Origin of the sequence: Delftia sp. 11MD (genome assembly GCF_050907895.1) — a bacterium.
Classification (GTDB): Bacteria; Pseudomonadota; Gammaproteobacteria; order Burkholderiales; family Burkholderiaceae_C; genus Comamonas; species Comamonas tsuruhatensis.
Genome location: NZ_CP194333.1, coordinates 884648 through 911190, shown reverse-complemented (window position 1 = coordinate 911190; position 26543 = coordinate 884648). Strand labels below are relative to the sequence as shown.

Annotated in this window: 27 protein-coding genes; 10 read left to right on the top strand and 17 right to left on the bottom strand. The window is 69.2% G+C overall.

The window, feature by feature from the left end; translation table 11 throughout:
- The 3 genes from ACRSCF_RS04125 to ACRSCF_RS04115 all read right to left on the bottom strand — a co-directional run bounded on the left by ACRSCF_RS04125 (position 1) and on the right by ACRSCF_RS04115 (position 4949).
- Entirely contained in the window at positions 1-2355 is a 2355-nt protein-coding gene (locus ACRSCF_RS04125; RefSeq protein WP_244387791.1) for a helicase C-terminal domain-containing protein, read from the bottom strand.
- Entirely contained in the window at positions 2352-4028 is a 1677-nt protein-coding gene (locus ACRSCF_RS04120; RefSeq protein WP_034363338.1) for a VRR-NUC domain-containing protein, read from the bottom strand. The genes ACRSCF_RS04125 and ACRSCF_RS04120 overlap by 4 nt, the downstream gene beginning before the upstream one ends.
- A 108-nt stretch (positions 4029-4136) precedes the next feature.
- Positions 4137-4949, bottom strand: coding sequence for an SDR family NAD(P)-dependent oxidoreductase (locus tag ACRSCF_RS04115; RefSeq protein WP_034363336.1), 813 nt, complete (start codon positions 4947-4949; stop codon positions 4137-4139).
- Positions 4950-5099: 150 nt separating this feature from the next.
- Here ACRSCF_RS04115 and ACRSCF_RS04110 point away from each other — a divergent pair, with 150 nt between their 5' ends.
- Together ACRSCF_RS04110 and ACRSCF_RS04105 are read left to right on the top strand one after the other, a co-directional pair.
- Positions 5100-5303 carry a type II toxin-antitoxin system VapB family antitoxin gene (locus ACRSCF_RS04110; RefSeq protein ID WP_012207613.1) on the top strand — a complete coding sequence of 68 codons (204 nt, stop codon included), beginning with the start codon at positions 5100-5102 and terminating at the stop codon, positions 5301-5303.
- Positions 5300-5680, top strand: coding sequence for a type II toxin-antitoxin system VapC family toxin (locus ACRSCF_RS04105; RefSeq protein ID WP_034363334.1), 381 nt, complete (start codon positions 5300-5302; stop codon positions 5678-5680). Before ACRSCF_RS04110 ends, ACRSCF_RS04105 begins: the two co-directional genes overlap by 4 nt.
- A gap of 78 nt (positions 5681-5758) precedes the next feature.
- Here the strand turns inward: ACRSCF_RS04105 and ACRSCF_RS04100 are convergent, their stop codons facing one another.
- The gene (locus ACRSCF_RS04100; RefSeq protein WP_034363332.1) at positions 5759-6511 is read right to left on the bottom strand and encodes a helix-turn-helix transcriptional regulator; all 753 of its coding nucleotides are present in this window, start codon (positions 6509-6511) and stop codon (positions 5759-5761) included.
- Positions 6512-6739: 228 nt separating this feature from the next.
- On the opposite strand from ACRSCF_RS04100, the gene ACRSCF_RS04095 reads away from it, so the two are divergent.
- Positions 6740-8326, top strand: a complete 1587-nt coding sequence (locus ACRSCF_RS04095) for an Ig-like domain repeat protein (RefSeq protein WP_034363331.1) — start codon at positions 6740-6742, stop codon at positions 8324-8326.
- Positions 8327-8360: 34 nt separating this feature from the next.
- Here ACRSCF_RS04095 and ACRSCF_RS04090 read toward each other — a convergent pair whose 3' ends face one another.
- From ACRSCF_RS04090 to ACRSCF_RS04060, 7 genes are all read right to left on the bottom strand, one after another.
- Positions 8361-9119 carry an ABC transporter permease gene (locus tag ACRSCF_RS04090; RefSeq protein WP_016452684.1) on the bottom strand — a complete coding sequence of 253 codons (759 nt, stop codon included), beginning with the start codon at positions 9117-9119 and terminating at the stop codon, positions 8361-8363.
- Positions 9116-10357, bottom strand: a complete 1242-nt coding sequence (locus ACRSCF_RS04085) for an ABC transporter substrate-binding protein (protein WP_016448371.1) — start codon at positions 10355-10357, stop codon at positions 9116-9118. The genes ACRSCF_RS04090 and ACRSCF_RS04085 overlap by 4 nt, the downstream gene beginning before the upstream one ends.
- Positions 10358-10446: 89 nt before the next feature.
- On the bottom strand, positions 10447-11262 hold the full coding sequence (locus ACRSCF_RS04080) for an ABC transporter ATP-binding protein (protein WP_013800535.1): 816 nt from the start codon (positions 11260-11262) through the stop codon (positions 10447-10449).
- A complete protein-coding gene (locus ACRSCF_RS04075) occupies positions 11259-12347 on the bottom strand; it encodes an acyl-CoA dehydrogenase family protein (RefSeq protein WP_244387790.1) in 1089 nt (362 codons plus the stop codon). Before ACRSCF_RS04075 ends, ACRSCF_RS04080 begins: the two co-directional genes overlap by 4 nt.
- Complete coding sequence (locus tag ACRSCF_RS04070; protein ID WP_016448373.1) at positions 12337-12921, bottom strand: carboxymuconolactone decarboxylase family protein; 585 nt, start codon at positions 12919-12921, stop codon at positions 12337-12339. The genes ACRSCF_RS04075 and ACRSCF_RS04070 overlap by 11 nt, the downstream gene beginning before the upstream one ends.
- A gap of 130 nt (positions 12922-13051) precedes the next feature.
- A complete protein-coding gene (locus ACRSCF_RS04065) occupies positions 13052-13993 on the bottom strand; it encodes an AraC family transcriptional regulator (protein ID WP_016448374.1) in 942 nt (313 codons plus the stop codon).
- A 142-nt stretch (positions 13994-14135) separates the two neighbouring features.
- The gene (locus tag ACRSCF_RS04060; RefSeq protein WP_034363326.1) at positions 14136-15164 is read right to left on the bottom strand and encodes a Bug family tripartite tricarboxylate transporter substrate binding protein; all 1029 of its coding nucleotides are present in this window, start codon (positions 15162-15164) and stop codon (positions 14136-14138) included.
- Between the two features lie 203 nt (positions 15165-15367).
- Here ACRSCF_RS04060 and ACRSCF_RS04055 point away from each other — a divergent pair, with 203 nt between their 5' ends.
- Both ACRSCF_RS04055 and ACRSCF_RS04050 read left to right on the top strand, forming a co-directional pair.
- Positions 15368-17146 carry an IlvD/Edd family dehydratase gene (locus tag ACRSCF_RS04055; RefSeq protein ID WP_016448376.1) on the top strand — a complete coding sequence of 593 codons (1779 nt, stop codon included), beginning with the start codon at positions 15368-15370 and terminating at the stop codon, positions 17144-17146.
- Between the two features lie 57 nt (positions 17147-17203).
- Complete coding sequence (locus ACRSCF_RS04050; RefSeq protein WP_034363323.1) at positions 17204-17896, top strand: GntR family transcriptional regulator; 693 nt, start codon at positions 17204-17206, stop codon at positions 17894-17896.
- Positions 17897-17926: 30 nt separating this feature from the next.
- On the opposite strand, the gene ACRSCF_RS04045 is transcribed toward ACRSCF_RS04050, so the two are convergent.
- The 3 genes from ACRSCF_RS04045 to ACRSCF_RS04035 form a co-directional block, all read right to left on the bottom strand.
- Positions 17927-18244, bottom strand: coding sequence for a type II toxin-antitoxin system RelE/ParE family toxin (locus tag ACRSCF_RS04045; RefSeq protein WP_034363320.1), 318 nt, complete (start codon positions 18242-18244; stop codon positions 17927-17929).
- The gene (locus tag ACRSCF_RS04040) at positions 18241-18510 is read right to left on the bottom strand and encodes a ribbon-helix-helix domain-containing protein (RefSeq protein ID WP_012207631.1); all 270 of its coding nucleotides are present in this window, start codon (positions 18508-18510) and stop codon (positions 18241-18243) included. The genes ACRSCF_RS04045 and ACRSCF_RS04040 overlap by 4 nt, the downstream gene beginning before the upstream one ends.
- Before the next feature lie 89 nt (positions 18511-18599).
- Positions 18600-19430, bottom strand: a complete 831-nt coding sequence (locus tag ACRSCF_RS04035; RefSeq protein WP_141835639.1) for an AraC family transcriptional regulator — start codon at positions 19428-19430, stop codon at positions 18600-18602.
- Positions 19431-19500: 70 nt separating this feature from the next.
- Here ACRSCF_RS04035 and ACRSCF_RS04030 point away from each other — a divergent pair, with 70 nt between their 5' ends.
- The 5 genes from ACRSCF_RS04030 (at position 19501) to ACRSCF_RS04010 (ending at position 23866) form a co-directional block, all read left to right on the top strand.
- Positions 19501-20163: an MSMEG_1061 family FMN-dependent PPOX-type flavoprotein gene (locus tag ACRSCF_RS04030; RefSeq protein WP_034363316.1), complete on the top strand. Its 663-nt coding sequence runs from the start codon at positions 19501-19503 to the stop codon at positions 20161-20163.
- A 28-nt stretch (positions 20164-20191) separates the two neighbouring features.
- Entirely contained in the window at positions 20192-20587 is a 396-nt protein-coding gene (locus ACRSCF_RS04025; protein WP_034363313.1) for a hypothetical protein, read from the top strand.
- 123 nt (positions 20588-20710) lie between these two features.
- Positions 20711-22951, top strand: a complete 2241-nt coding sequence (locus ACRSCF_RS04020) for a TonB-dependent receptor (RefSeq protein ID WP_244387789.1) — start codon at positions 20711-20713, stop codon at positions 22949-22951.
- A gap of 97 nt (positions 22952-23048) precedes the next feature.
- Positions 23049-23378 carry a type II toxin-antitoxin system PrlF family antitoxin gene (locus tag ACRSCF_RS04015; RefSeq protein WP_016452695.1) on the top strand — a complete coding sequence of 110 codons (330 nt, stop codon included), beginning with the start codon at positions 23049-23051 and terminating at the stop codon, positions 23376-23378.
- The gene (locus tag ACRSCF_RS04010; protein ID WP_034363310.1) at positions 23375-23866 is read left to right on the top strand and encodes a type II toxin-antitoxin system YhaV family toxin; all 492 of its coding nucleotides are present in this window, start codon (positions 23375-23377) and stop codon (positions 23864-23866) included. Before ACRSCF_RS04015 ends, ACRSCF_RS04010 begins: the two co-directional genes overlap by 4 nt.
- Before the next feature lie 14 nt (positions 23867-23880).
- Here the strand turns inward: ACRSCF_RS04010 and ACRSCF_RS04005 are convergent, their stop codons facing one another.
- The 3 genes from ACRSCF_RS04005 to ACRSCF_RS03995 form a co-directional block, all read right to left on the bottom strand.
- The gene (locus ACRSCF_RS04005) at positions 23881-24393 is read right to left on the bottom strand and encodes an MgtC/SapB family protein (RefSeq protein ID WP_016448386.1); all 513 of its coding nucleotides are present in this window, start codon (positions 24391-24393) and stop codon (positions 23881-23883) included.
- Positions 24394-24507: 114 nt separating this feature from the next.
- The gene (locus ACRSCF_RS04000; protein WP_046988679.1) at positions 24508-25917 is read right to left on the bottom strand and encodes a chloride channel protein; all 1410 of its coding nucleotides are present in this window, start codon (positions 25915-25917) and stop codon (positions 24508-24510) included.
- Positions 25918-26192: 275 nt separating this feature from the next.
- A complete protein-coding gene (locus ACRSCF_RS03995; RefSeq protein WP_013800515.1) occupies positions 26193-26522 on the bottom strand; it encodes a DHCW motif cupin fold protein in 330 nt (109 codons plus the stop codon).
- Between the last annotated feature and the right edge of the window lie 21 nt (positions 26523-26543).

The window sequence follows — 26543 nt, the reverse complement described above, 5'->3', positions numbered from 1 at the left end:
TCATCGCATGCCCTCCACCCGCCACCAGCGCGGCAGCAGCGCCTGCACCTCGCCGCGCCGATAGCGGTCGTCGATGAGAAAGACCACGCCGCGGTCGCGCTCGCTGCGGATGACGCGGCCTGCGGCCTGGACCACCTTGCGCAGGCCCGGGTAGAGATAGCTGTAGTCATAGCCCTTGTCCGCGCCGAACTGGCGGTCCATGGCGCGCTTCATCTCTTCGTTCACGGGATTGACCTGGGGCAGGCCCAGCGTGGCCACGAAGGCGCCGATGAGCCGCTCGCCGGGCAGGTCCACGCCCTCGGAGAACGCCCCGCCCAGCACGGCAAAGCCCACGCCCTGCCCGGCTTCGGTGAAGCGGGCCAGGAAGGCCGCGCGGCCCTCTCCGTCCATGGACGGGGTCTGCAGCCAGACCGGCAGATCGGGATGGGCGCGCTGCAGGCATTCGGCCACGCGCTGCAGGTAGTCGAAGCTGCTGAAAAAGCACAGGTAGTTGCCGGGCCGGCGCGCGTACTGCGCGGCCACCAGGTCGGCGATGGGCCGCAGCGAACGGTCGCGGTCGCGGTAGCGCGTGGAGATGTGGCCGGCCACCTGCACATCGAGCTGGTCGGCCTGGAAGGGCGAGTCGGCCTCCAGCCAGTGCGTGCCTTCGGGCAGGCCCAGGATGTCGCGGTAGAAGTGCGGCGGGCTCAGCGTGCCCGAGAACAGCACCGAGGCATGGGCCGCCGCATGGCGTGCCGCCAGGTGGGGCGCGGGCACCACGCAGCGTATGCACAGCGTGGAGGCCGGTGTGCGACGGGGGCCTGAGCGCCCGGGCAGCAGGTGGACATCGAACAGCGCATGGCCGCCGAACTGCTCGGCCAGCGCCATGAACTGCAGCGCCTCCCAGTAGAAGTCCAGCACGGGGTCGCCGGGCAGCATGGGGCTGTCGGCATTGGCGTCGGCGATGGCGGCCACGGCGCGCTGCACGGCGCCCAGCAGGCCTGCGGGCACTTCCTCATGGGCCTGGTAGCTGGCGGTCTGCTCCCTGTTCAGCGCGCTCCAGCTGCGGCTGAGCCGGTCCAGCGCCTTGCGCACGGCACCGGTGGCCGACTTGCGGGCGGCCGCCAGGGCGAACTGCGACAGCTCGGCCGTGTACATGCGGCGCGCGCGTTCGAGCAGGTTGTGGGCCTCGTCCACCAGCACGCCCACCTTCCATTGCTGGGCCTGGGTGAGCGCGTACAGCATGGCGGCGCTGTCGTAGAAGTAGTGGTAGTCGGCCACGACCACGTCGCTCCAGCGCACCAGTTCCTGGGCCAGGTAGTAGGGGCAGATGTCATGCGCCAGGGCGACGGCACGCACGGCAGGCGGGTCCCAGGGCGCCTGCTGCAGCGCGGCGGCGCGCGCGGCGGGCAGGCGGTCGAAGAAGCCGCGCGCCAGCGGGCAGGAGTCGCCGTGGCAGGCCTTGTCGGGATGCTCGCAGGCCTTGTCGCGCGCCAGGATGGCGAGCACGCGCAGCCTTGCGGGTGGCGAGGGTGGCGAGGGCGGAGGTTGTGGCGCAGCCGGTTCCTGCGGCGGTGGCTGGTGCTGCTCGGCAATCTGCCGGTTCACGCTGGCCAGCGCCTGCAGCGCCAGGCCATGGCCCGTGCCCTTGGCCGTGAGGAAGAACAGCCTGTCCAGGCCCTGGTCCGGCATGGCCTTGAGCATGGGGAAGATGGTACCCAGCGTCTTGCCGATGCCCGTGGGCGCCTGCGCCATCAGGCACTGGCCGCCCTGCTGCGCGCGCGCCACGCGGTAGACGGCCACGGCCAGCTCGCGCTGGCCCGCGCGAAAGTCCTGCATGGGAAAGCGCAGCGCGGCCAGCGCCGCCTCGCGCGCCGTGCGGTGGGCGGCCTCGCTGCGCGCCCAGTCCAGGAACAGCGCGCATTGCTGCTCGAAGAAGGCGCGCAGCGTGGCCGCGTCTTCCTCCTGCACCAGCACGGTTTCCTCCGAGTTGCCCACGTTGAAATACACCAGGGCCACGCGCAGCCGCTGCAGGCCGCGCGCCTGGCACAGCAGATGGGCGTAGATGCGCGCCTGGGCCCAGTGCAGGGCGCGGTGATGGGCGCGCACGCCCTCGATCTGGCCCCGGTAGGTCTTGATTTCCTCCAGCTGGCCGGCCTGGAGGTCGAAGCCGTCGGCGCGGCCGCGCACGCGCAGGTCGCCGTATTCACCGGCCAGACTGATCTCGGTCTCGTAGTCCTTGCCCCTGCGCGACTGCACCAGGCTGTGGCCGGCCATGCCCTCCAGCGCGCTGGGCGCGGGTGTGAAGCGCAGGTCCAGGTCGCCCGCGCGTGCCGTGAACTCGCACAGCGCGCGCACGGCCACGGTGTAGCTCACGCGGCCTCTCCCAGCGGCTGGCCGCGCCACTGCACATGGCACACGCGCACGGGAATGCCGTGCTCGGCACAGTACTGCAGCCAGCGGATCTGGTTGTCCTGCAGCTTGTCGCCGGGGGCCTTGGCCTCGACCAGTTCGTAGCGGCGCTCGGCCGGCCAGAAACGCACCAGATCGGGAAAGCCCGTGCGGTTGGCCTGCACGTCGCGCAGCAGCCGCGCAAAGAACAGCTTGAGGTGGGCGGCTGGAATGCAGTCCAGCGCCAGCGCCAGCAGCGGCGCGCTCAGCGTGCCCCAGAACACGAAGGGTGACTGCAGGCCCTGCTTGTCGGCATGGCGCTGCACGATGACCTCGCGCCAGCTGCCATCGTCCAGATGCGCCAGGCATTCCTCGAACAAGGCTGCGCGGCGCTGCACGAAGTCGGGCGCGGACAGGTCGGCCGGGCCGCTCTGGAACGGGTGGAAGAAAGCGCCCGGCAGCGGCGCGAAGATGGCCGGCCAGCACAGCAGGCCGAACAGCGAGTTGATGAGCGCGTTCTCCACGTAGAACACCGGCGCGGCGTCGCTGTGCCAGTGGTCGCGCAGCACGTATTCGACCGATGCGGGCCGCGCCGGCAGCTCCAGCTCCAAGTCCATGCGCATCTGCGCCACCACGGGCGCCAGCGCCGCCGCACGCCCGCGCGCGCCCTGCCCCAGGCTGCGGCGCAGGCGCGGCAGCATGCGCGCCACGCGCTGCAGCTCCTCGTCGCTCTCGGGCTGGGCCTGGGCGGCCTGGGCCAGCGCCATGGCATCGGCAAAGCGCTCCATGCGCTCGTACACGCGCATGCGCCGGTGGCGGGCGCCGGGGTAGCGGCTTTGCGCATAGGCCTGCTCGGCACGCTCCCAGTCCTGCATGCGCTCGCAGGCCTGGCCTATGCGCAGCAGCACCTTGGCGCGGCGCTGCTCCAGCCAGGCATTGCCGCTGGCGCAGCCGGCCACCTGCTGCAGCAGCGCATCGATCTCCACGCCCTCATCCAGCGCCGCGCGGCAGGCCTGCAGGGCCAGGTAGCCATCGACATCGGCACGCGACTGGAAGGCCCGCGACGCCGCATCGAAGGCCACAGCCTCGTAGCGGAACACGCCCAGGTCGGCCAGCACGAATTCCGACCAGTCCTGGTAGAGGTTGCCGAAGAACATCAGCCGAAAGCGCTCGCACAGCGCGCCCACCATCACGCGCCAGGCGGCTTCGCCGGCTGCGACACCCTGGGGCTGCCATTGCGCATAGGGCCTGGGCGCCTCGTGCAGGGGCTGCAGGGCCTGCAAAAGCTCGGCCTTGCGCAGGCCTGAGTGAACGGGTGCGCCTGCGAACAGCTGCAGCAGCTCGGGCTTGGTGTGCAGCGCAAACAGCTCCTCCAGCGCCATGGGGTGGCCCGCGTCCAGCCAGCCCAGCTCGAGCAGGGGCGCGGCCGCGTCGGCAATGGCGGGAATCTCTTCGTACACCAGCTTGCCGGTCCGAAACCAGGGCCCGCGCCGCATCAGCAAACGCACCATCAGCGCCTGCGAGGGCTGGGGCAGCTGCGTGAAACGGGTGAGGAATGCCTGCTCGGGCGCGTCCAGCAGATCGCCGTAACGCTGGCCAATCCAGTCCAGCGCGCGCTGGAAGTTGTGCAGGTAGTAGAAGCGGTGGGGAGGGAGCATGGGCCTGGCAGATCGGGCAGCCAGGCCGCTCGAAGCTGTATCTTTATACAGTCATCATATCAAACCCCGTAGTGCTCACTTCGCGCAACGGACTTGCCCCGGGCAGGCTCATCCGGCCAGGAAGCCGCCATCGGTCGCCAGGCAGTGCCCGACCACAAAGGCCGCCTCGTCCGACATCAGCCAGACCACGGCCGTGGCCACCTCCTGCGGATGGCCCATGCGCCGCAGCGGCAGGCCCGCCGCCACGGCATGCATGTCGGCAATGCCCGAGCCCAGCATCATGTCCGTGACCACGCGGCCAGGGGCAACGGCGTTGATGCGGATGCCGTGCGGCGCGTACTCCATGGCGGCGGCGCGGGTCAGCGACAGGGCCGCAGCCTTGGAGGCGCCGTACAGCGACAGGCCCGGGTTGGGATTGCGTATGCCGCTGACGCTGGTGTTGTTCACGATGGTGCCACCGCCCGCGGCCAGCATGGCCGCCAGTTCATGGCGCATGGCGTGGAAGACCGCACGCACATTCGTGTCGAAGACCTGGGAGAAGACCGCGTCATCCTGCTCGGCCAGCGCGGCGCGCCGTTCCTGGAAGCCCGCATTGTTGAAGGCCGCGTCCAGCCGCCCGAAGCGCGCCACGGCCTGCTCCACCACCGCCGCCATGTCCTCCTGTCGCGTTGCATCGCAGGCCAGGAAAAGGCCGTCTGCCCCCCGCTGCCGGATTTCCTGCTCCAGCTCCAGGCCCAGCTCACGGCGGCGCCCCGTGACCACCACGGCGGCGGCGCCCTCCTCGGCCATGCGCAGGGCGGTGGCCCGGCCTATCCCGCTGGTGGCGCCCACCACCAGGCAGACACGCCCCCGGAGCCGCCCCGATGGTGCAAGGGCCGGCAGGGGGCCGGCCAGTTCCAACTGACGCTGCTGCATGTCCATGGCGATGTTCCTTCGCAATTTAGTTGCATGATACAACCAATAGACTAAAAACACCATGCAGGCAAAGCCGGTGCCATCCCGCGCGGCTCACTTGCAGGGATGCGCCATTGGATGCAAACTTGCTTCAACATTGATGCAATGAGGTCCACCATGAGAACCACGGTCACCATCGACGACGCCTTGTACGAGGAAGCGCTGGAGCTGGCGGAGCCAGAAATGGACAAGGCCGACCTGTTTCGCGAAGCCGTCAAGACTTTCGTGAGAGTGCAGGCGGCCAAGCGTCTGGCCGCGCTGGGAGGCTCCGCACCGGACATGCGGGAGATTCCCCGTCGCCCACAGGGCATCGAGCCATGAATCCCGTTCTGGTCGATACCTCGGTCTGGATCGATCACTTCAGGCAGGGCAATCCTCACCTGGCGCAGTTGCTGCAGCAAGACATGGCGCTCATGCATCCCCTGGTGCTGGGTGAACTGGCTTGCGGCACGCCACCGGCACGCGCACGCACGCTCGCGGACCTTCAGCGGCTCAAGCCTGCCCGGCAGGCCAGCATGCGCGAAGTGCTGGCCTTGATAGAGCGCGAGCAACTCTTTGGTCTGGGCTGCGGTCTGGTGGACATCACGCTCCTGGCCTCGGCACTCATATCTTCAGGTGCCAGCCTGTGGTCGCGAGACAGGCGCCTGCACGCGCTGGCCCAGCGGTTTGGCATTGCCTACCGGAGCGTCTTGCCGTAGGGCCGGTTTCCCTGCTTCTCGAAGGGCTGGGCCCGGCGCACGGCGCACGCGCGGGTTCGCACAAGCGCGCGACACGCGCTAGAAATCCGGCCTGCGCATCCTCGACAAGGCATCCTGCCGATTGGCGGCTCCCAGTTTGCGGTAGATGTTTTCCAGGTGCCGCTTCACCGTGCCTGCACGCAACTCCAGCATGGTGGCGATTTCTGCGTTGGTGTTGCCGTTGGCGACCCATTGCAGCACTTCACGTTCGCGCGGGCTCAGCACGTCGGCAGCCGGCGAGCCCGGTGAGAGCGCCTGCCATGCCGCCTGGCTGATTCGCTGCTGCTGGCTCAGGCGCCGCCACTGCGCCTGCGCATGCGGCCCCAGCAAGGTCAGCGCCATGCGCTCCGCCGCGGTGTAGCCGCGCGAGGCGCGTGTGACATTGAGGGTCAGCATCGCTCCGTGGCCCAGGTCCACGTCCAGCGCGAGTCCGTCCTGCTGGCCCACCTGGGAGTAGGCCTGGGCATAGAGCGCCGTCCGTTGCCATTGCCCGCGAGTCAGCAGGTCTGAAATGCTGGCGGCCTGCGTCTGGCGCTGCCGATACAAGGGGTTGTCGGCCAGATGCCGGTGCACCGCAGCGTTGACTTCGGAGGAAATGGCCCGCACCGGATCGTAGGCCGTGTAGCCACGGACTTCCGCAATGCCGGAGAAATCCACCACCCGAATGTCACCCGGCACCACCAGGCGCAGCGCGTGCAGCAAATGCGTGGCCAGCGCGTGCAGATCGGGCGCGCCGTGCACCGCGAGGATGGCCTGATTGAGTTGCCCCAGTTGCTGCGTTGACAGGGTCATGTCGCGAAATCCAATGGCGTGCTCGAGGTGCTGGCGATAGGTGGGCCGGCTGAGGCCGCATTTCAGGCCTGCGATGTGCCGACGGCACATTTTCACGATCTTCGCAGAAAGCTAAGGTCACGCGGTCCGCAACAACAGCGCGCGGGTCTGCCCGGGACACGCAGCGCAACGGGAGGAACCGTGTACGCTTTTCTTCACAGACCCCTTCGACGCCTCCGGCTTCTGGCAGTGCCTGGCGCGCTGTGCAGCCTGCTGGCACTCAATGGCCAGGCCGCGACCATCGTGGTCAATACCACGGACAACACGCCCGGTGCAGCGGACTGCAGCCTGAATGAGGCATTGACCAGTGCCCAGATGGATGACGGCAGTTGGGGCAACGGCGCATGCATATCGGGCAATGGCGCGGACACCATCGTGTTCGACCCGACCGTCTTTCCGGCAGGCAGCCTCACCGCCATTGCATTGGCAGGCCATTCCATCGACCTCAACTTCACCACCTCGGACATCACGATCGACGGGGACCAGCGGGTGGCGCTCGATGGGGGCAATGCCTCCCGCCTGGTGTCGGCCCAGGGCAGCGGTGTCCAGCTCACGCTGCGCGGCCTGACACTGCGCGGCGGACAGACCGCCGCCGGTGAAGACGGCGGCGCCATCTACCTGGACAACGGCGTCACCCTGCGCCTGGAGCGCAGCGTGGTGCAGGACAGCACGGCCGGCATCAACGGCGGGGGACTGTACAGCCGCGACAGCACGGTGACCATCGTGGACAGTGTGTTCAGCGGCAACCAGGCAGGGGGACAGGGCGGTGCCATCTACAGCACGGGCAGCGGCTCGCTGACGGTGGAGCGCAGCCGCCTGTCCGGCAACACGGCCCGCACGCTGGGCGGGGGCCTGCGCAGCGGGGTGCCGACCACCATGACCGACAGCACCGTCACCGGCAACGTGCTGGTGTCTCCGGGCTCGGGTGCCGGCGTCTCGTTCACGCTCACCCGCCCCCGCACACTCCACGGCAACCAGATCACGAACAACGCGCCCGGCAACAACTGTGGCGGCGAAACGTTCACGGGGACGGGCAACCGCTACTGGCCGGCCAGCGATACCAGTTGCCCGGCGGCGGCAGGTGCCATCGCCAAAGCGCCGCAGGCCATCACCTTCACCACGGCACCACCGGCCGGCGCACGGGTGGGGGATACCTATGACGTGGCCGCCGTCGGAGGCGCCTCGGGAAACCCCGTCATGTTCGCCGTGGATGCATTGACCGCGGCGATCTGCAGCGCCTCCGGCAGCACCATCCGCTTCCAGGCCGCAGGGACATGCACGATCAACGCCAGCCAGCTCGGCGATGCGGACCATGACGCGGCTACGCAGGCGGTGCAGATGGCGGCGGTGGGACAGGGCCCCTCCCGTGTCACGCTGACCTCCAGCGCCAATCCCTCGCGTTCCGGGCAGTCGCTGTCCTTCTCCGTGGTGGTCGCACCCGATGTCTCCCTGGGCACCGCCGCCGTCCCCACGGGAACGGTCGAAATCCTGGCTGGCGGCCTATCGCTGGGCACGGCGGGTTTGTCCAATGCCAGGGCCATCATCGCCACCACCCAACTGACGGTGGCCGGCCCGCATGCCATCGTGGCCCGGTACGGCGGCGATGCGAACTATCTCGCCGCGGACAGCGGCGCATGGACCCAGACCGTGGAGCCCGCAGCCCCGGCCCCGGCCACAGCCACCCCCGTGCCCGCGCTGGGCCCCTGGGGAGTGCTGCTGTGCGCCGTGCTGACGGGATGGGCAGGACTGCGGCTGCGCGGCGTGCACGGCACCTGATGCAGCACCTGATGCCGCCGCCTGCCCGCAGGCCTCAGGCCGAATGCATCCAGCGCTGGTGCAGCCACCGAGCCGCATGGTCCAGCGCATAGCCCAGGGCGCCGATCAGCACCACGGCAGCCATCAGCTCCGAATACGCCAGGCGGTCGCGCGTGTCGAGGATGAAGTAGCCCAGGCCGGCCGATACGCCCAGCATTTCCGCGGGCACCAGCACGATCCAGATGATGCCGATGGCCAGGCGCACGCCCGTGAGGATCTGGGCCGTGATGCCGGGCAGCACCACGCGCAGCACGGTCTCGGTGCGCGTGGCCGACAGGCTGCGCGCCAGCAGCAGCCAGTTGCGGTCCAGCTGGGCCACGCCGGCCGCCGTGCTCAGCAGGATGGGCCAGACGGCGGCGAAGGCCAGCAGGAAGTACACGGGCGCGTCGCCCACGCCCAGCACCATCACGGCAATGGGCATCCACGACAGCGGCGAGATCATGCGCAGGAACTGGAACACGGGCGAGAACGCCTGCGAGAACCCGCGCGACAGGCCCACCAGCACGCCCAGCGGCACGCCGACCACGAAGGCCAGCAGCAGGCCCACGGCCACGCGCTGCAGGCTCAGCAGGGTGTGCATCCAGATGTCGGCGCCCGTCAGCAGCTGGCCCAGCGCCTGCAGCGAAGGCCAGGGCGCGAAGGCCGCAGCCACGGGCGTGCTGCGCGCCAGCAGCGCGCCGCCCACCCACCACAGGGCCAGGACCAGGGCCGCGCCCAGCAGCGGCAATCCAATACGTCGCAACACCTGGATCACACCACGATGGTTTCGCGGCGCGAGAAATCGGCCGGAATGCCGAAGACCTGCGGGCCGCCCACGGCCTGGATGGCCTTGCGCACGAAGCGGTCGTCCACCAGGTCGGTGGCCGCGAACCTGGGCTCCAGCTTGTCGAGGAAGCGCGTGTCGCCCTCGACCTTGGTGGCCTTGATGGCGCGCACCAGCTGCTCGGTGTACGACGGATAGGGATAGGGCTGGAAGTCGATGCGCCGCTGGTGCCAGCCCTTGTTGACGACCACGCCGCTGGCCTCGTAGCTGGCGTAGTCGGTGGCGGCCAGCACCTTGGACAGCGTCTGCTGCGGATGCGGCGTGTAGCGGCGCTCGCCCGTGCTCGACAGCAGGCGCGCGGCGGCCAGGCGGTTGTCGCGCGTCCACAGCTGGGCCTTGACCACGGCATTGGTCACGCGCTGGGCCCATTCGGGCTTGTCGGCGATATCGCGCTCGGCCAGGAAGGTGACGCAGCAGGCGTGATCCTTCCAGACATCGCCCGAGAAGCGCAGCATCTTGCCCACGCCCGCGATCTCGGCGGCGGCATTGAAGGGCTCGGCCACGATGAAGCCCGCAATCGACTTGCCGGCCAGGGCCGAGACCATTTCGGCCGGTGCCAGCACGACGAGGTTGACCTCGTTGGCCGCAATGGCGCCGCCGCGCGCCCGCGTCACGGCCGTGAGGCCGGCCTTGCGCAGCACGTCCTGCAGCAGGATGTTGTGGATGGAGTACCAGAACGGGATCGCCACGGTCTTGCCGCCCAGGTCCTGCACCTTCTGGATCTCGGGCAGCACGGTCAGGCCCGAGCCGTTGACGTGGTTCCAGGCCACGATCTTGGCGGGGAACTTGGCGCCGTAGCGCACCCACAGCGTGGAGGGCGTGAGCAGGTGGATGACGTTGACCTGGCCCGAGACGAAGGCCTCGACGATCTGGGCCCAGGAGCGGAACAGGCGCGGCGCCTCGGCCTTGAGGCCTTCGGCCTCGAACAGGCCGTTGCCGTGGGCCACCAGCAGCGGCGTGGCGTCGGTGATGGGCAGGTAGCCGATCTTCACGGGCTGGTCATCGCCCTTGAAGGCCTGGGCGCGCGCATCGCCTGCGGCCAGCAGCGGCGCGGCCACCGAGGCCGTGGCCAGCGCGCCCAGGCGCAGCATGTCGCGCCGCGTAAGGCCGCAGCCGCAGTCCGACGAGGCGCAGATGTGGGTGTAGGAAGGGTGGTCCTGGAAGCTCATGCGAAAGACCTTTCAGAAGAGCATGGTTGAAGTCGAAGAAATGGCGGATCTGCAGGCGGATCGGCAGGCAGGCAGACAGGCGAGGGAGATCAGGCCTGGGCCGCATGGCGCACGCCGTGCAGGGCCGAGAGGATGTCCAGCCGCAGCGCGGTCACGGCGGCGGCCTGGTCCTCGCGCGGGCGCGCAATGTCCACGCGCCATTCGCGCACGATGTGGCCGGGCCGCCCGCCCATCAGCAGGATGCGGTCGCCCACGAGGATGGCCTCGTCGATGTCATGCGTGACCAGCAGCGCCGCCGTGTGCCAGCGGTGGACCACGTCCACCATCAGCTCCTGCATCTCGGCGCGCGTGATGGCGTCCAGGGCCGAGAACGGCTCGTCGGCCAGCAGCAGCTGCGGCTCGCGCGCCAGGGCGCGCGCCAGGGCCACGCGCTGGGCCATGCCGCCCGACAGCTGCGAGGGGTAGAGCGCGCCGCTGCCGCCCAGGCCCACGGCCTGCAGCGCCTGCTCCACGCGCTGGCGGCGGGCCTCGGCCTCCAGCTTCGGCTGGCGCTCGAAGTCCAGGCCGAAGCCCACGTTGCGCCGCGCGTCCAGCCAGGGCAGCAGGCTGGGCTGCTGGAACACGAAGCCCGCGCGCGGGTGCGGCGCGGTCAGCGGCTGGCCGAGGAACTGGAGCTCGCCCCGGCTCCAGGCGCCGCCGTCCGGCGACTCAAGGCCACCGAGCACGCGCAGCAGCGAGGACTTGCCGCAGCCGCTGCCGCCGAGCAGGCAGACGATTTCGCGCGGGGCAATGCTCAGGGAGATGTCCTCGAACACGGCCTTGCCGGGCGCATAGCCAAAGCCCGCGCCGCGTGCCTGCAGCACGGGCGCGGGAGCGTCAGGGGAGAAAGCTTCCGTCTGGGTCATGAACTGGTGGTTGCCAGGGCTGCGCCAGCCAGCGCGCCCTGTAGCTGCGTGACGCTGGGCGTCACGATGGGGATGAAGGCCGCCTCGCGCCAACGGCGCGCAAATCCCAGCGGCTGGTCGCGATGATAAGCGCGCCCGCCGCTGGCGTGCAGCTCCAGCTGCAGGGACTGCTGCACGATGTCGTTCAATTCCAGGCGCAGGCGGAACAGGGCTTGAGGTCGGTCAAGAAAACGCCCATCGGACAGGCCCGCATGCAGCGTGGCCGTGGCCAGTTCCAGCGCGTGGCGCTGCTGCTGCCGCGGGCCGCCCAGCACATCGCGCCCGGCGCCGGCACGGGCCGAGGCCGCCGCCAGCGAGGCGCGCGCCAGGCCGATGCACAGCCCCAGCTGCAGGCCCATGAAGGCGGGCCGTACGCGCGGCAGGAAATGGTTGGCGTCGGCATGGATCACATCGGCCGGACCGATCTGCAGCCCCTCGATGGACAGCGCCGCCGTATGGCTGCCGCGCAGCGCGATCAGGTCCAGGTCGGCGCTGCGCTGCAGGCCCGCCGCATCGCCGGGCAGCGCGGCCACGAAGGGCTTTGCACCGTCGCTGCGCGAGACGGCAACGGCCACCACGAAGCGACCCGGCGGCACCAGGTTGGTGGCCCAGGGCACGCGCCCGCGCAGTGCAAGGCCGTCGGCGTTGCCGGAGCCGACGGGCGTGGCCTCGACCTGCAGGGCCTCGATGCCGCCCAGGTACTTCATGGCGTTGGACAGGCCCGTGGCGCCCGCCTGCGTGCCCTGCAGCAGGCCCGGCAGCCAGCGCTGGCGCAGCGCCGCGTTGGGCGACTGCAGCAGGTATTCGACAAAGGCGCGCTGCGCCCAGAACACGAAGCCCGCCGTCAGCGAATGCCCGGCCACGCCGGCAATGGCCTCCAGCGCATCGCCCAGGCTGCCGCCCTGCCCGCCCTCGGCCACGGGCACGCCCAGGCCGAACAGGCCGTACTGCGCCAGCCGGGGCAGCACTTCGTGCGCATGCGCGGGGCCTTCGTCCAGGGAGTCGGCATGGGCGTCCAGCCACTGCCGCAGCGAATCAGCCAGCATGTGCGTTCTCCTGCGGTTGTCGGAACTGTTCGGGCAGATAGGGCTGCAGCTGCGGGTTGACGGGGCTTTGCGCCAGGCTGTTGGCAAAGTTGCACAGCGTGGCCAGGCTGATGCCCAGCACCACCTCCAGCGCCTGCTGCTCGCTCAGGCCTGCTGCATGGAAGGCGGCCAGGGCCTCGTCGGCGACGGCGCCGCGCGTGGCGATCACGGCTTCGGCAAAGCGGCGCACGGCGTCCAGGCGGGGCTGGCCCGTGTCCCGGCCGTCCTGCAGCGCCACCACCTCGGCCTGGGTCAGGCCGGCCTGCTTGAAGGCCAGCTTGGTGTGGCCGGCCACGCAGAAGTCGCAGCCATGGATGCGCGCCGCCGTGATCTGCACCACCTCGCGCTCGGCCAGCGTGAGCTGGGCACGCGCGTTGATCTGGCCCACGGTCACATAGGTCTCCAGTGCCTGGGGCGAGTTGGCCAGGATGGCGATCAGGTTGGGCAGGAATCCGTTGCCGGCCAGGGCGCGCTCCACGAAGGGGCGGCTGGCTTCAGGGGCGGTTTGCGGGGTGTGCAGGGTCAGGCGTGCCATGGTGCTTTGCAGGAATGAAGGAATGCCTTCATGATCGGCCGCGCCCCCCTTGCCATCAATGCCGCCGCGTCGCGGATTTATGCCCGAACGTGTCAACCCGCAGGCAGATGCGGCGGGCCCGGATGGCGGCTCAGCAGCAGCGTGCCTGCGCACGCTGCCAGGCGCCGGGCTGCTCGCCCATCACGCGCTTGAAGGCGCGCGAGAATGCCGCATAGGACTCGTAGCCCACGGCCTCGGCCACTTGGCCTATCGCCTCGCCCTGGGCCAGGCGGCGCGCGGCCAGCTGCATGCGCAGCAGCAGCAGGAATTGCTGGGGCGGCTGGCCGCAGGCCTCGGCGAACTGCCGAAAGAACGTGGCGCGCGACAGGCACACGCGCGCGGCCATGTCGGCCACGCTCCAGTTGCGGGCCGGCTCGCGCAGCAGCTCGGCCACCAGCGGCGCAAAGCCCGGCCGGCGCAGCAGGCTCCAGATGCCGCGCGCCCGCGCATCGCCATGCGCGAGCTGGCGCAGGCCGTAGAAGAACAGCAGGCCCACCAGCCGGTCCATCACGGCCGAGGGCTCAGTGCCCGTGCGCAGCGCCTCGGCGCGCATCAGGTCGAACAGCATGGAGGCGCCGCTCATCGCATGGTCGTCGCCGCGCAGCACCAGGTGGTCGGGGAAGGCATCGACCAGCAGGCCGCGCATGGGGCCCTCAAAGGTGAAGAAGCCGCAGGCCAGCGCCGTCTCTCCGATGCCGGCATCGCCGGTGGCGGGGCGCATGGCCTGCGGAGCGCAGGCCATGTCCGGGTCGGCATAGGGCGAGATGAAATGCGGCACATCGCGCGAGAGGAACACGCCGTCGCGCGGCTGCAGCTCCACCGAGGGCTGGCCCGGCAGGTGCAGCCAGCAGCGCCCGTCCAGGATCAGGTGAAAGCTGGCCCGCGCGCGCCCCGCCGTGGAGGCCCGCCAGCGCCCGCAGTACTGCCCCACATGGAAAACGCTGGCGCGCCATTGCAGGCCGTTGAGCAGGCCGTCGATGACGCGATCGACCTGCGCTTCGGCCGCGCTGTCGGGGACTGGGTCGGGTAGCACGGTGGTACAGGCAAGGCAGTGGAGGGAATGCGGCCGGCCAGTATCGCCACGATGCAGGCGCGGGGGAACGAATCTTTGGGCATATGCTTGTGCCCTTCCCGATATCAGCGCGGCCCCACCCGGCCCCGCCCCGCACCCGGCCTCAGTCCGGCTTGATATCCGACTCCTTGATCACGGCCGACCAGCGGCCCACCTCCTTGGCGATCTGCATGCGCGCCTCGGTAGGCGTGGTGAAGGTGGGCATGGCGCCCTGGGCGACCAGGGCGTCCTTCACTTCCTGCTGCCCCATCACCTCCTTGAGCGCGCCGCTGAGCCGGGCGACGATGGGCGCGGGCGTGCCCGCAGGCGCCAGCAGGCCGAACATCGACGTCACCTCGAAGCCTGACAGCCCGGCCTCGGCCGTGGTGGGAATGTCGGCAATGGAGGGCACGCGCTGCGCCGTGGTCACGGCCAGGCCGCGCAGCCGCCCGCCCTTGATGAAGCCCTGCGTGGCGGGCAGGGTGTCGAACACCACATCCACCTGGCCGCCCATGAGGTCGTTGAGCGCTGGCGTGCTGCCCTTGTAGGGCACATGCGTCAGCGGCACGCCGGCCTGCCGCTTGAACAGCTCGGCCGCCAGGTGCTGGGGTGAGCCATTGCCCGAGGAGCCGTAGTTCAGCCCGCCCGGCTTCGCTTTGGCCAGCGCGATGAACTCCGCCAGATTGGCCGACGTCACCGACGGCCCCACGGTGATCACCAGCGGCACGCGGCCCACCACGGCTATGGGCGCGAAGCTCTTGTCCATGGTGAAGCCCGCCGTGGCAGGCATGAGCACGCTGTTGATGGAATGGCTGGTCAGCGCGCCCAGCAGCAGCATATAGCCATCGGGCCTTTCCTTGGCCACGGCCGCGGCGCCCAGGTTGCCGGCCGCGCCGGCCCGGTTCTCCACCACCACGGGCTGGCCCAGCGCCAGCGAGAGCCTTTGCCCCACCACGCGGCCGATCACGTCGGTGGCGCCCCCGGGCGTGTACGGAACGACCAGCTTGATGGGCCGGGCCGGATAGGCGCCGTCGGCCAGCGCGGGCGTGGCCAGGCCTGGGCCCAGCACCAGCGAGGCCAGCAGCGCCGCAGCCAGGGCGGCGCGCCGGTTGGGCGCATGAATGCGACGGATGCGGGATGCAGCAACAACCATGGGTGTCTCCTCCTTTTGTCTTGTGTCGGAAAAACATGCCCGGCACGCACGCCGGGCACGGCTGCATGGTTGGCCAGATAGATTATTAATAATATAGGTGATAACGATGATAATAATCCGCGACATCCGCCGCTATCCTGCCCCACGACAAGGCAGCGCCTGTCTTCCGACCCCGCCAAGACCCTCTGCAAAGCACCCCACCCATGACCGACCCCAAGACTCCCGATGGCGCTCCAGGCCATGACATCGCCCCCGCCGATGCGGCCACGGGCATCTCCAAGGGCCTGACCAACTACGGCGACCGCGGCTTTTCGCTGTTTCTGCGCAAGGCCTTCATCAAGGGCGCGGGCTACACGGACTCGGCGCTGCAGCGGCCCGTCATAGGCATCACCAACACGGGCAGCAGCTACAACCCCTGCCACGGCAATGCGCCCCAGCTGATCGAGGCCGTCAAGCGCGGCGTGATGCTGGCGGGCGGCCTGCCCATGGACTTCCCCACCATCTCGGTGCACGAAAGCTTCTCGGCGCCGACCAGCATGTACCTGCGCAACCTCATGTCCATGGACACCGAGGAGATGATCCGCGCCCAGCCCATGGATGCCATCGTGCTCATCGGCGGCTGCGACAAGACGGTGCCGGCCCAGTTGATGGGCGCGGCCTCGGCCGGCATCCCGGCCATCCAGCTGATCACCGGGTCGATGCTCACCGGCTCGCACCGCAGCGAGCGCGTGGGCGCCTGCACGGACTGCCGCCGCTACTGGGGCAAGTTCCGCGCCGAAGAGATCGACGCCGAAGAGATCGCCGACGTGAACAACCAGCTGGTGGCCAGCGTGGGTACCTGCTCGGTCATGGGCACGGCCAGCACCATGGCCTGCATTGCCGAGGCGCTGGGCATGACCGTGCCCGGCGGCGCCTCGCCCCCCGCCGTCACGGCCGACCGCATCCGCATTGCCGAGCAGACCGGCACCGAGGCCGTGCGCATGGCGCGCGAGGGCCTGACCATCGACAAAATCCTCACGCCCGCCGCCTTCGAAAACGCCATGCGCGTGCTGCTGGCCATCGGCGGCTCCACCAACGGGCTGGTGCACCTGGCCGCCATTGCGGGGCGCATGGGCTATGACATCGACCTGCAGGCCCTGGACCGCATGGGCCGCGACACGCCCGTGCTGCTGGACCTCAAGCCCTCGGGCGATCACTACATGGAGGACTTCCACCACGCGGGCGGCATGGCCACGCTGCTGCGCGAGCTCAAGCCCCTGCTGAACCTGGATGCCCTCACCGTCACCGGCCGCACGCTGGGCGAAGAGATCGATCGCGCCGGCCCCGGCTTTGCGCAGGACGTGGTGCGCCCGCGCTCCAACCCCATCTACCCGCAGGGCGGCATCGCCGTGCTGCGCGGCAACCTCGCGCCGGGCGGCGCCATCATCAAGCAGTCGGCCGCCCATCCCCGGCTCATGGAGCACGAAGGCCGCGCCGTGGTCTTCGAGAACGCGGCCGACCTGGCCCACCGCATCGACAGCGACGACCTGGACGTGACGGCCGACGACATCCTCGTGCTCAAGAACATCGGCCCCAAGGGCGCGCCCGGCATGCCCGAGGCCGGCTACATCCCCATCCCGCGCAAGCTGGCGCGGGCCGGCGTCAAGGACATCGTGCGCATCTCCGACGGGCGCATGAGCGGCACGGCCTTCGGCACCATCGTGCTGCACGTCACGCCCGAATCGGCCGTGGGAGGGCCGCTGGCCCATGTGAGGAATGGCGACCGCATCACGCTGTCGGTGGCGCGCCGCGAGCTGACGCTGCAGGTCGGCGACGAGGAACTGGCCCGCCGCGCCCGCGAGCAGCCGGTGGCCGTGCCCACGGCCGAGCGCGGCTACCGCAAGCTCTTTCTCACCACCGTGAACCAGGCCGACCAGGGCGTGGACTTCGACTTCCTGCGCTGCGCCACCGAGCGCGGCACCATTCCCGGCCGGCGCGAATAGTCGGCGCAGGCGGTCAATTCGGACAAAATGGCGTCTTTGTCCCAACCGCTTGTCTTGATGGTCGTTGCCGCCCCATTGCCGATTTCCCTGGATGCAGAACCCGCGCCGGCACCGGACGCCCTGGGCGCCATGGTGGCCGCGCTGGAAGAGGACGTGGTCTTCGGCCGGCTGCACCCGCGCGAGCGCCTGGTGGAGGACGACCTCATGGCCCGCTTCGACGTCAAGCGCCATGTGGCCCGCGAGGCCCTGGCCGCGCTGGACCGCATGGGCCTCATCGAGCGCCGCAAGAACGTGGGCGCCCTGGTGCGCTCCTTCTCCACCCAGGAAGTGCAGGAGCTGTACGAGCTGCGCGGCATGCTCGAAGTCGAGGCCGCGCGCAAGATCCCCCTGCCCGTTCCCCCCGAAAGCCTGGACCGCCTGACCGCCATCCAGCAGCAGCACGACGCCGCCGTGGCCGAAGGCAACGCGCGCCTGGTGTTCCGCATCAACCTGGCCTTTCACCAGGAACTGTTTGCGCTGGCGGGCAACGACACGCTGCACAAGGCCATCACCGAATACGCGCGCCAGACCCACCCCATCCGCTTCGCCTCCCTGGTCTCGGCCGACTACCGCGAGCGCGCACGCCAGGAACACTGGCAAATGATCGAAGCCCTGCGCGCCCGGGACCGCGACGCCCTGGTCCGCCTGTGCGCCGAGCACCTGCTGCCCTCGCGCGATGCGTATCTGAATGCGCAGTTGCAGCGGTTGTAGGCGGCTCTGGCATCTGAACAGCGCGGCTGATCAGGCGATCCCGCCACCCTCCCGCAGCAGTGCTTCGTGGTCACGCCCGCCATAGAAGATGCCGATGATGGAAACCAGGTCTGCATCGACGGCGAAGGCGATGACAGTTCGCTTTCTGTAGTTGGTGATGCGCAAGCCAGTTCTCACGTCGTCGCGCGGCGTGCCGCGAAGTGGAAAGGTGCGCAGGCTCTCGCAATAGCTCACGATGGCATCGGTGTATTGAGCTGCCACATCGTGCGAGGCAGCCTCGGCGATGTAGCGGTAAAGCTCGACAAGCTGCTCCTGGGCCTGCGAACTGAATACAACGCGGTAGTTCATCTCGCCTTGGCATGTTCAGCGGCAAGGCGCGCCCGCAATTGATCGGCGGTGACGGCACTCGATGGATCGGCCTTCAACGCATCGTAGGCGGGGCCGACCTGATCTTGCAGCCAGCTTTCCACCGCACGATCCCGTGCCATCAGCGCCCGCAAGCCATCACGGATCACTTCGCTCTCGCTGGCGTACTCGCCAGCACGCACCTTCGCCCGTACTGCGTCTGCCATGTCGTTGGGCAGGGTGATGCTCATTTGCTGGGTGGTTCGCATGTGCGGCTCCTTGAATGCAGTGGGATTGAATCCTACTGCCGAGCCAAAGCCCTGTCCAGAATCCGTCCCCTCACCCTTTCATGGGCGCTTCAGACACTCGCCCCCAACCTCCCCCGGTACGCCGCAGGCGTCTCCCCGAACGTGCGCCGGAACAAGCCGATGAAGGCGCTGGCCGTGGCGTAGCCCAGGTCCAGCGCGATGTTCGTTACCGGCGCACCGGCGGCCAGCATCTCCAGCGAGCGCATCAGCCGCGCGCGCTGGCGCCAGGCAGTGAAGCTGAAGCCGGTTTCCGAGACAAAGCGCCGACTCAGCGTGCGCGAGCTGACCGCGGCCCAGCGCGCCCAGGCCTCCAGGTCGCGGGCATCGGCCGGGTCGGCGATCAGTGCGCGGGCGATGCGCTGCAGGCGCGGGTCTGCGGGCAGGGGCAGGCCCAAGGGCTCCACGGGCAGGGTGCGGATCTCGTCCAGGATCACCGCCATCACATGGGCGCGGGCCTGGTCCGCCGAAGGGCCTGGTTGCACGGGCTGCGTTGTGGGCACGCCTTGCTGCCATCCCCAGCCGGCGGCGCGCAGCACGGCCTCGCGCAGCAGGCCCGAGGTGCGGATGGCGCAGGGCCGCTGCGGCAGGTCGGCGCAGGCCGGCTCCGCCACGTAGACGCTCCAGCCGTGGAAGGGACCATGGGAGCGGCCCGAATGCAGCTGGTGCGGCGGCAGCCACACGGCATGGATGGCGGGCACCACCCAGACCGCGTCTTCCACGCCCACCGACAGCAGCCCGCGCAGCGAGCCGAACAGCTGGCCGCGCGCGTGCCGGTGCGGCTCGGAGGCCAGCTCCTCGTCCTGGTTGCCCACGGCTGCTATCAGCACGGGGCCATCGGCACGGTTCACATGGCTGACCAGTTCAAGAATGGCATCGGGCATGGCGTCTTTGAGCTATTTGTTGGCTGATCCAGTCTACAGCCGCCAACGCCTTTGTTCTTACGCTTGTGCCATGCACATAGACAACACCGCCCTTGCAGACCCGCCAGGCCCGGCCATCGACCTGGACTTGCTCTACGCCGCCCCGGCAGAAAGAATCCAGAAGGCCGTGCGCGACCGCCTGTCCGACTTCCACGAGGCCTATCTGCGCCAGGCCAGCTTCTTTTGCCTGGCCACGGCCGGCGAACGCGGCCTGGATGCCTCGCCGCGCGGCGGGCCACCCGGCTTTGTGCAGGTGCTGGACGAGCGCACCGTGGCCTTTGCCGACTGGCCCGGCAACAACCGCATCGAATCCCTGCGCAACCTGCAGGCCGATGACCGCCTGGCCATGCTCTTCCTGTTCCCGGGGCTGGACATCTTCCTGCGCATCAACGGGCGCGGCCGCATCTCCACCGACCCCCATCTGCTGCAGGAGCTGAACGAAGGCCGGGGCACGCCCAAAACCGCCACCGTGGTCCTGGTCGACGAGGTGCTGCTGCACTGCGGCAAGGCCATCCACCGCTCCGGCCTCTGGAACCCGTCAAGCCAGCTGGACCGCACCGCCCTGCCCACCGTGGGCCAGATGATGGCCGCCCTCACGCAGCTGGCCGACGCCACGGCGCCCGCCATGGATGCCGCGCAACAGGAGCAGGCCAACGCCCACTACGCCCATGCGGTCAGGCACGACCTGTACTGATGCCCTGCTTTTTCCCAGGAACCATGACATGCTGATCGATACCTCCCGCTTTCCCCTGGTCTACCTGCGCGAGCATGCGGCGCAGGAGGCCCGCACCAACGAAAACGCATCGGCCGAAGGCCAGCTGGAATCCCTGCTCGACCAGGGCCGGCAATTCGTGCTGCTCACCGATCACCTGCCCGGCGACCACCCCGAGGAAAGCCACGAAGAACGCAAGCAGCGCGCCCTGTTCTTCAAGCGCAACCGCGAACGCATGCGCCAGCTGTGCCGGGGCATGGTCGTCATCACGGGCGACCGCGCCGTGCCCGCCGCCCTGCGCCTGGCCGTGCAAGGCATGGGCAAGGCGCTGGGCATGCGGGTTGCGTTCGTGCAGGGGGAGGATGAGGCGCAGGTCTGCTCGCGGGAGCTGCTTGGACAGGCGTGAAGGCGGGCCAGGCGGAGTGTGGGCACAAACAGACATATCTCCCTACAAGCTCCATACGGGGGAGTCGCATCGATAAAATTATTGGGAATCATTCTCATCCCGCATTCTCATCCCGTTTTCTCCATGCACTCCCCCCTCCACACGCTGACCCCGATCGCCGGGGCCCTGGCCCTTCTTTTGACTGCTGGCGCCGCATGGGCCCAGCCTGCCCCTTCCACGGCAACGGCCGCGCCCGAGCTGGGCACCGTCACCGTGGAAGCCAGCGCCGATGCGTCGGCTGAAGGCCTGTCCAAGCCCTACGCGGGCGGCCAGGTGGCGCGCGGCGGGCGGGCCGGGATTCTGGGCACGCGCGACAACATGGAGACGCCGTTCTCCATCACCAGCTACACCAACGAGCTGATCCAAGACCGCCAGGCCAAGAGCGTGGGCGATGTGCTGCAGAACGATCCTTCCGTGCGCGTGGCGCGCGGCTTCGGCAATTTCCAGGAGTCCTACTTCGTGCGCGGCTTCGTGCTGGGCTCGGACGACGTGGCCTACAACGGCCTGTATGCCCTGCTGCCGCGCCAGTACATCGCCACCGAGCTGTTCGAGCGCGTGGAGCTGCTGCGCGGCGCATCGGCCTTTCTGATGGGCGCCAGCCCCAATGGCGGCGGCCTGGGCGGCAACATCAACCTGCTGCCCAAGCGCGCGGGCAGCGATCCGCTGTCGCGCGTGACGGCAGGCATTGCCAGCGGCGGCCAGGCCTTCGTGGCGGCCGACGTGAGCCGGCGCTTCGGCCCCGACCAGGCCACGGGCATCCGCCTGAACGCCGCGCACCGGGGCGGCGATACCGCCATCGACCAGGAAAGCTCCAAGCTCGATCTGTTGTCCGTGGGCATGGACTGGCGCAGCCGCAATGTGCGCCTGTCGGGCGACATCGGCTGGCAGGACAACCGCCTCAAGCGCACGCGTACCAATGTCACGCCGGGCGCAGGGCTGGCCGCCATTCCTGCTGCGCCCGATGCTTCCTCCAACTGGGCCCAGCCCTGGACCTATTCCGACGAGCGCGACCTGTTCGGCACGCTGCGCGGCGAATGGGACATCAACAGCAACGTGACGGCCTGGGCCGCCTACGGCCTGCGCCGCAGCTCCGAGAACAACTCGCTGGCCAACATCACGCTGGCGGCGGCCGGCAATGGCGCGGCCACCACCAGCCGCTTCGACAACGCGCGCAAGGACCGCGTGAGCACGGGCGAGCTGGGCGTGCGCGCACGCCTGAACACGGGCAGCGTGGGCCATGAGATCGTGGCCAGCTACTCGGCCTTCGACCTCAAGGTCTACAACGCCTACGGCATGAGCACCGGCGGGGGCAGCAACACGCTGGCCACCAATCTCTACGACCAGCGCTACTACGCGATCACGCCGCTCAACTACCTGGGCAACGACCTGTCCAACCCCGCCTACAACCGGGGCACGCGCCTGAACAGCTTTGCCTTGGGCGACACGCTGTCGCTGATGGACGGCCGCATGCTGGTGACGGCCGGCGTGCGTCGCCAGACGATAGAGACCGACTCGGTGAGCTACCGCATCGTCAGCAACGGCGCAGTCACCAGCCAGGGCGGCGTGCGCACGGCCTACGACCAGAGCCGCACCAGCCCGGTGCTGGGCGCGGTGTTCAAGCTCACGCCGCAGGTATCGCTGTACGGCAACTACATCGAGGGACTGGCCCAGGGCGACACGGCACCGGCCAAGTCGGGCGACACCATCATCGCCAACGCGGGCCAGCAGATGTCGCCCTACGTGACCAAGCAAAAGGAAGTGGGCGTCAAGTACGACGGCGGCAAGCTGGGCGGCGGCCTGGCCTTCTTCTCCACCGACAAGCCGCGCTCGCTGATCGACGGCAACCTGTTCACCTCGGCCGGCAAGGACCGTCACCAGGGCGTGGAATTCAACGTCTTCGGCGAACCCATGCGCGGCCTGCGCCTGCTGGGCGGCGCCACCTGGCTGGACGCCAGGCAGCAAAGCACGGGCCGCGCCACCACCGACGGCAAGCGCGTCATCGGCGTGCCGCGCTTCCAGGCCACGGCGGGCGTGGAATGGGATGTGCCGGGCATCAACGGCCTGGCGCTGGACGGCCGCCTGGTGCACACCGGCGCCAGCTACGCCAACGATGTCAACACCCTGCGCGTGGCCGGATGGAACCGCCTGGACCTGGGCGTGCGCTACATGACCGAAGTGCAGGGCAAGCTGCTCACGCTGCGCCTGCGCGTGGACAACGCGACGGACCGCAACTACTGGGCCTCCGTGGGCGGCTACCCGGGTTCGGGCTACCTGACGGTGGGCGGTCCGCGCACGTTCTCGCTGAGTGCGAGTGTGGATTTCTGAGGCGGGATGCGCGTGCTTTTTGGGGAAGGAACCTTTCGCCCGGGCATGGTAATGCACCTGCATTACCATGCATGGCAGCCTATCAGGAGATGCCATCATGTTTTCGACACTTGAAGCCGAATCCACGCTCACTGACCGCTACCAGACCACCATTCCCGAAGCCGTTCGCCGCGCATTGCACCTGAGCAAGCGCGACAGGATCCACTACACCATCCTGCCCGGCGGTGAGGTCGTTCTCAGTCGCGCCGACTCCGCCGAGGATGCCGATCCCGTGCTGGGCCAGTTTCTCGGCTTTCTGGCACAGGACATGGCAGCCCACCCCGAGCGCCTGCAGACCATGGATGCCCGTCTGGCGCAGCAGATCCAGGCGCTGACCGAAGGCATCGAGGTCGATCTGGATGCACCGCTTTCGGCAGACGACGAATGAGCGCCGTACCGCCCGCCCCCTTGCGCATCCACGGCTGGACGGTATTCATGCACCCGCTTTTCCTGGCCCAGCTGCAGGCGTTGAGCCAGGAAGTGGAGGGTCTGAAAACCAAGGACCCTGGCGGGTACACACGCAAGAACGCGACCAAGCGATTGGCGGCGATCCGCAAGCTGGCATTCGATGTCATCCCGCAGGATCCGACGCGGCCAGACTACCGCCAGGGCCATACCCTGGGCGAGGAGCACAAGCACTGGTTTCGGGCCAGGTTCTTCCAGCAGTACCGCCTGTTCTTTCGCTTTCACGCCCCCAGCAAAATCATCGTGTTCGCCTGGGTCAACGATGAGGACACCAAGCGAGCCTATGAGGGCAGCGACGATGCCTACAGGGTGTTCCGAAAAATGCTCGCCAACGGGCACCCTCCTGGCGATTGGGACAGTTTGCTGGCACAGGCGAAGTCCCCGCCACCCGACTCACAGCCGCACGCCTGAGCCGCAGCCCGCCCTCAGGTCTCGCGCGGCTTGGTGTCCGGCTCCGCGTCATCGTGCGGGGGCGGCGCACTGACCACGTGCGGCAGCATCACGAGGATGACGATGGCCAGCAGCGTGGCCAGCAGCGCGATGGCTTCGCGCCCCAGGCCGCAGGCCACGCCGATGGCGGCCGTCATCCAGATGCCGGCGGCCGTGGTCAGGCCCTGCACCTGTTCCTCGGAGTGGCGCTTGATGATGGCGCCCGCGCCCAGGAAGCCCACGCCGGCCACCACGCCCTGGATCACGCGGCTCATGTCGGCAATGTCCATGCCGCCGCGCTCGGGCACCAGCACGAACAGCGCCGCGCCCATGGCCACCAGCATGTGGGTGCGCAGGCCTGCGGCCTTGCCCTTGTGCTCGCGCTCGTAGCCGACGATGCCGCCCAGCAGCGCCGCCAGCAGCAGGCGCACCATGACGCGCGTGACCTCGGCCGCATCGGGCAGGCTGGAAAACTCCTCGACCAGGGTGTTGGCCACTTCCTCCCACATGGCGCGTTCCTTTCCTTGGGTTTGCGTCCGGACTCAGGAAGGGAGCATGGCGTGGCGTGCAGCACACCCAGGCCATCACCATTCGCCATTGGCTGTCAGCCAAGCGCGCCCGCTTCAGGCGCCTGCGGGCTTGTCCTGGTCCTTCGGGGGAGAGGCCTGCTCGGGCACCGGTGCGGGTGCCGACGCAGGAGCAGGAGCAGGAGCAGGAGCAGGTGCGACCACCATGCTCAGCATGTGCTGGGCCAGCGTCTCGTACAGCGGCCGGGCCAGCATGCGCGAGACCAGGCTGGCCAGCATGGCCGCCGCCATGAGGCTGAGCACCATGGAGTGGCCGTCCACCATCTCCATGACGATGATGAAGGCCGTCAGCGGCGCCTGCGTCACGGCGGCCAGGAAGGCGGCCATGCCCATGGCGATGAGGGCGGGCGCGATGTCTGCGCCCATGAGGCCGGCCACGTTGTGGCCCACGCCCGCGCCAATGGACAGCGACGGCGCGAAGATGCCGCCCGGCACGCCCACCCAGGCCGACAGCCAGGTGGCGATGAACTTCAGGGTGACGTAGAACGAAGGCACGTCGGCCTGGCCCGCCAGCATGTGCTTGACGGCTTCCGAGCCCGCGCCGAAGGTGGCGCCGCCCGTGACCATGCCGATGACGGCGATCACCAGCGCGACCGCCGCCGCGAAGCGGATGGGAAAGCGCGCGCGCAGCTGGTTGAGCCGCTCGGGCGCGCGGGTCAGCGAGGCGGCCAGCAGCTTGGCGAACAGGCCGCCCAGCACGCCGCAGGCCAGGGTCACGCACAGGCCGGGCAGCAGCGCGTCCCAGGTCAGGTGGGGCACCTGGATGCGCCCGAAATAACTGAGATTGCCGAAGGCCGACACGCCCATCAGGCCGGCCAGCACGATGGCCGCGATGATCAGGCCGCTGGAGCGCGACTCCAGCTTGCGCGACAGCTCCTCGATGGCGAAGACTACGCCGGCCAGCGGCGCGTTGAAGGCCGCCGCAATGCCGGCCGCGCCGCCGGCCACCAGCAGCGCATGGTGGCTGATGCCCGAATGCGGGCCGAACCAGCGCCGCGCATGGTGCATGACACCGGCGGCCACCTGCACCGACGGCCCCTCGCGTCCGATGGACAGCCCCGCCGCAAAGCCTGCGCTGGCCAGCGCCATCTTGGCGAAGGACAGCCACAGCGACACGAAGCGCCCGCGCTGCGTGGAGTCCAGCGCCGGGTCCAGCGTGGCGATCACCTGCGGAATGCCCGATCCCGCCGCACCCGGCGCCCAGCGCCGCGTGAGCCACACGGCGCCCGCCGTGACGGCAGGCATCCACAGCAGCACGGCCCAGCCGCCCTGCCAGTGGTAGATGCTCTCGAAGAATTCGAAGCCCGCGTCCGCCATCAGCGTGAAGGCCACCACGCACAGCCCGGCGGCGGCGGCATAGGCCAGCACGATGGTGCGGTCCAGCCAGCGCCTGCCGTCCCGGAATTCCTGGTTCAGGTTGTGGAGGAAGTCGGGTTCTTGCTGCATCGCGTGAAGAGGCTGGGCGAAAGCTCTTCATTGTGCACAAGCCCGGCCACAGGGGCTGTCGCCATCGGCAATGCCTACTTCGCCGCTGAGTTGATGGCCGATGACTGTGTACCTGGAGAGCCGTCCGTCAGGCATTCCACCCCCCGGGCATGGGCACCCTGGCAACCCGTGCCGTACGCCACTCAATGACGGCACGTTTGCGCAGCTCTCGCCCGCGCCGGCGCGAACCTGTCGCAGACCTGCAACGCGCTGCCGTGCCGATCGTGCCTGCAGGTTCAGTCCACCACGAAGAGCCTGGCGCCCTTGGGCGAGCGCGAGCGGTGCGGCTCGGCGTTGTCCGCCACCTGGTAGCTCATGCCGGGTGTCAGAGTGAAGCGGCGGCCGTCCGCCAGTTCGGTCTCCAGCTCCCCTTCCAGGCACAGCAGCACATGGCCCTTGGTGCACCAGTGGTCGGAGACATAGCCGGGCGTGTACTCCACCGTGCGCACGCGGATGTTGCCGAAGTTCTGCGTGCGCCAGAACGCCTGGCCGGCCTCGGCCGAATGCTCGGTGGGCGCCACGGCGGCCCAGTCGGTGGTGTTGAAGGGGATGTTGTCCATCTGCATGGCGGGATTCCTTGATGAAGG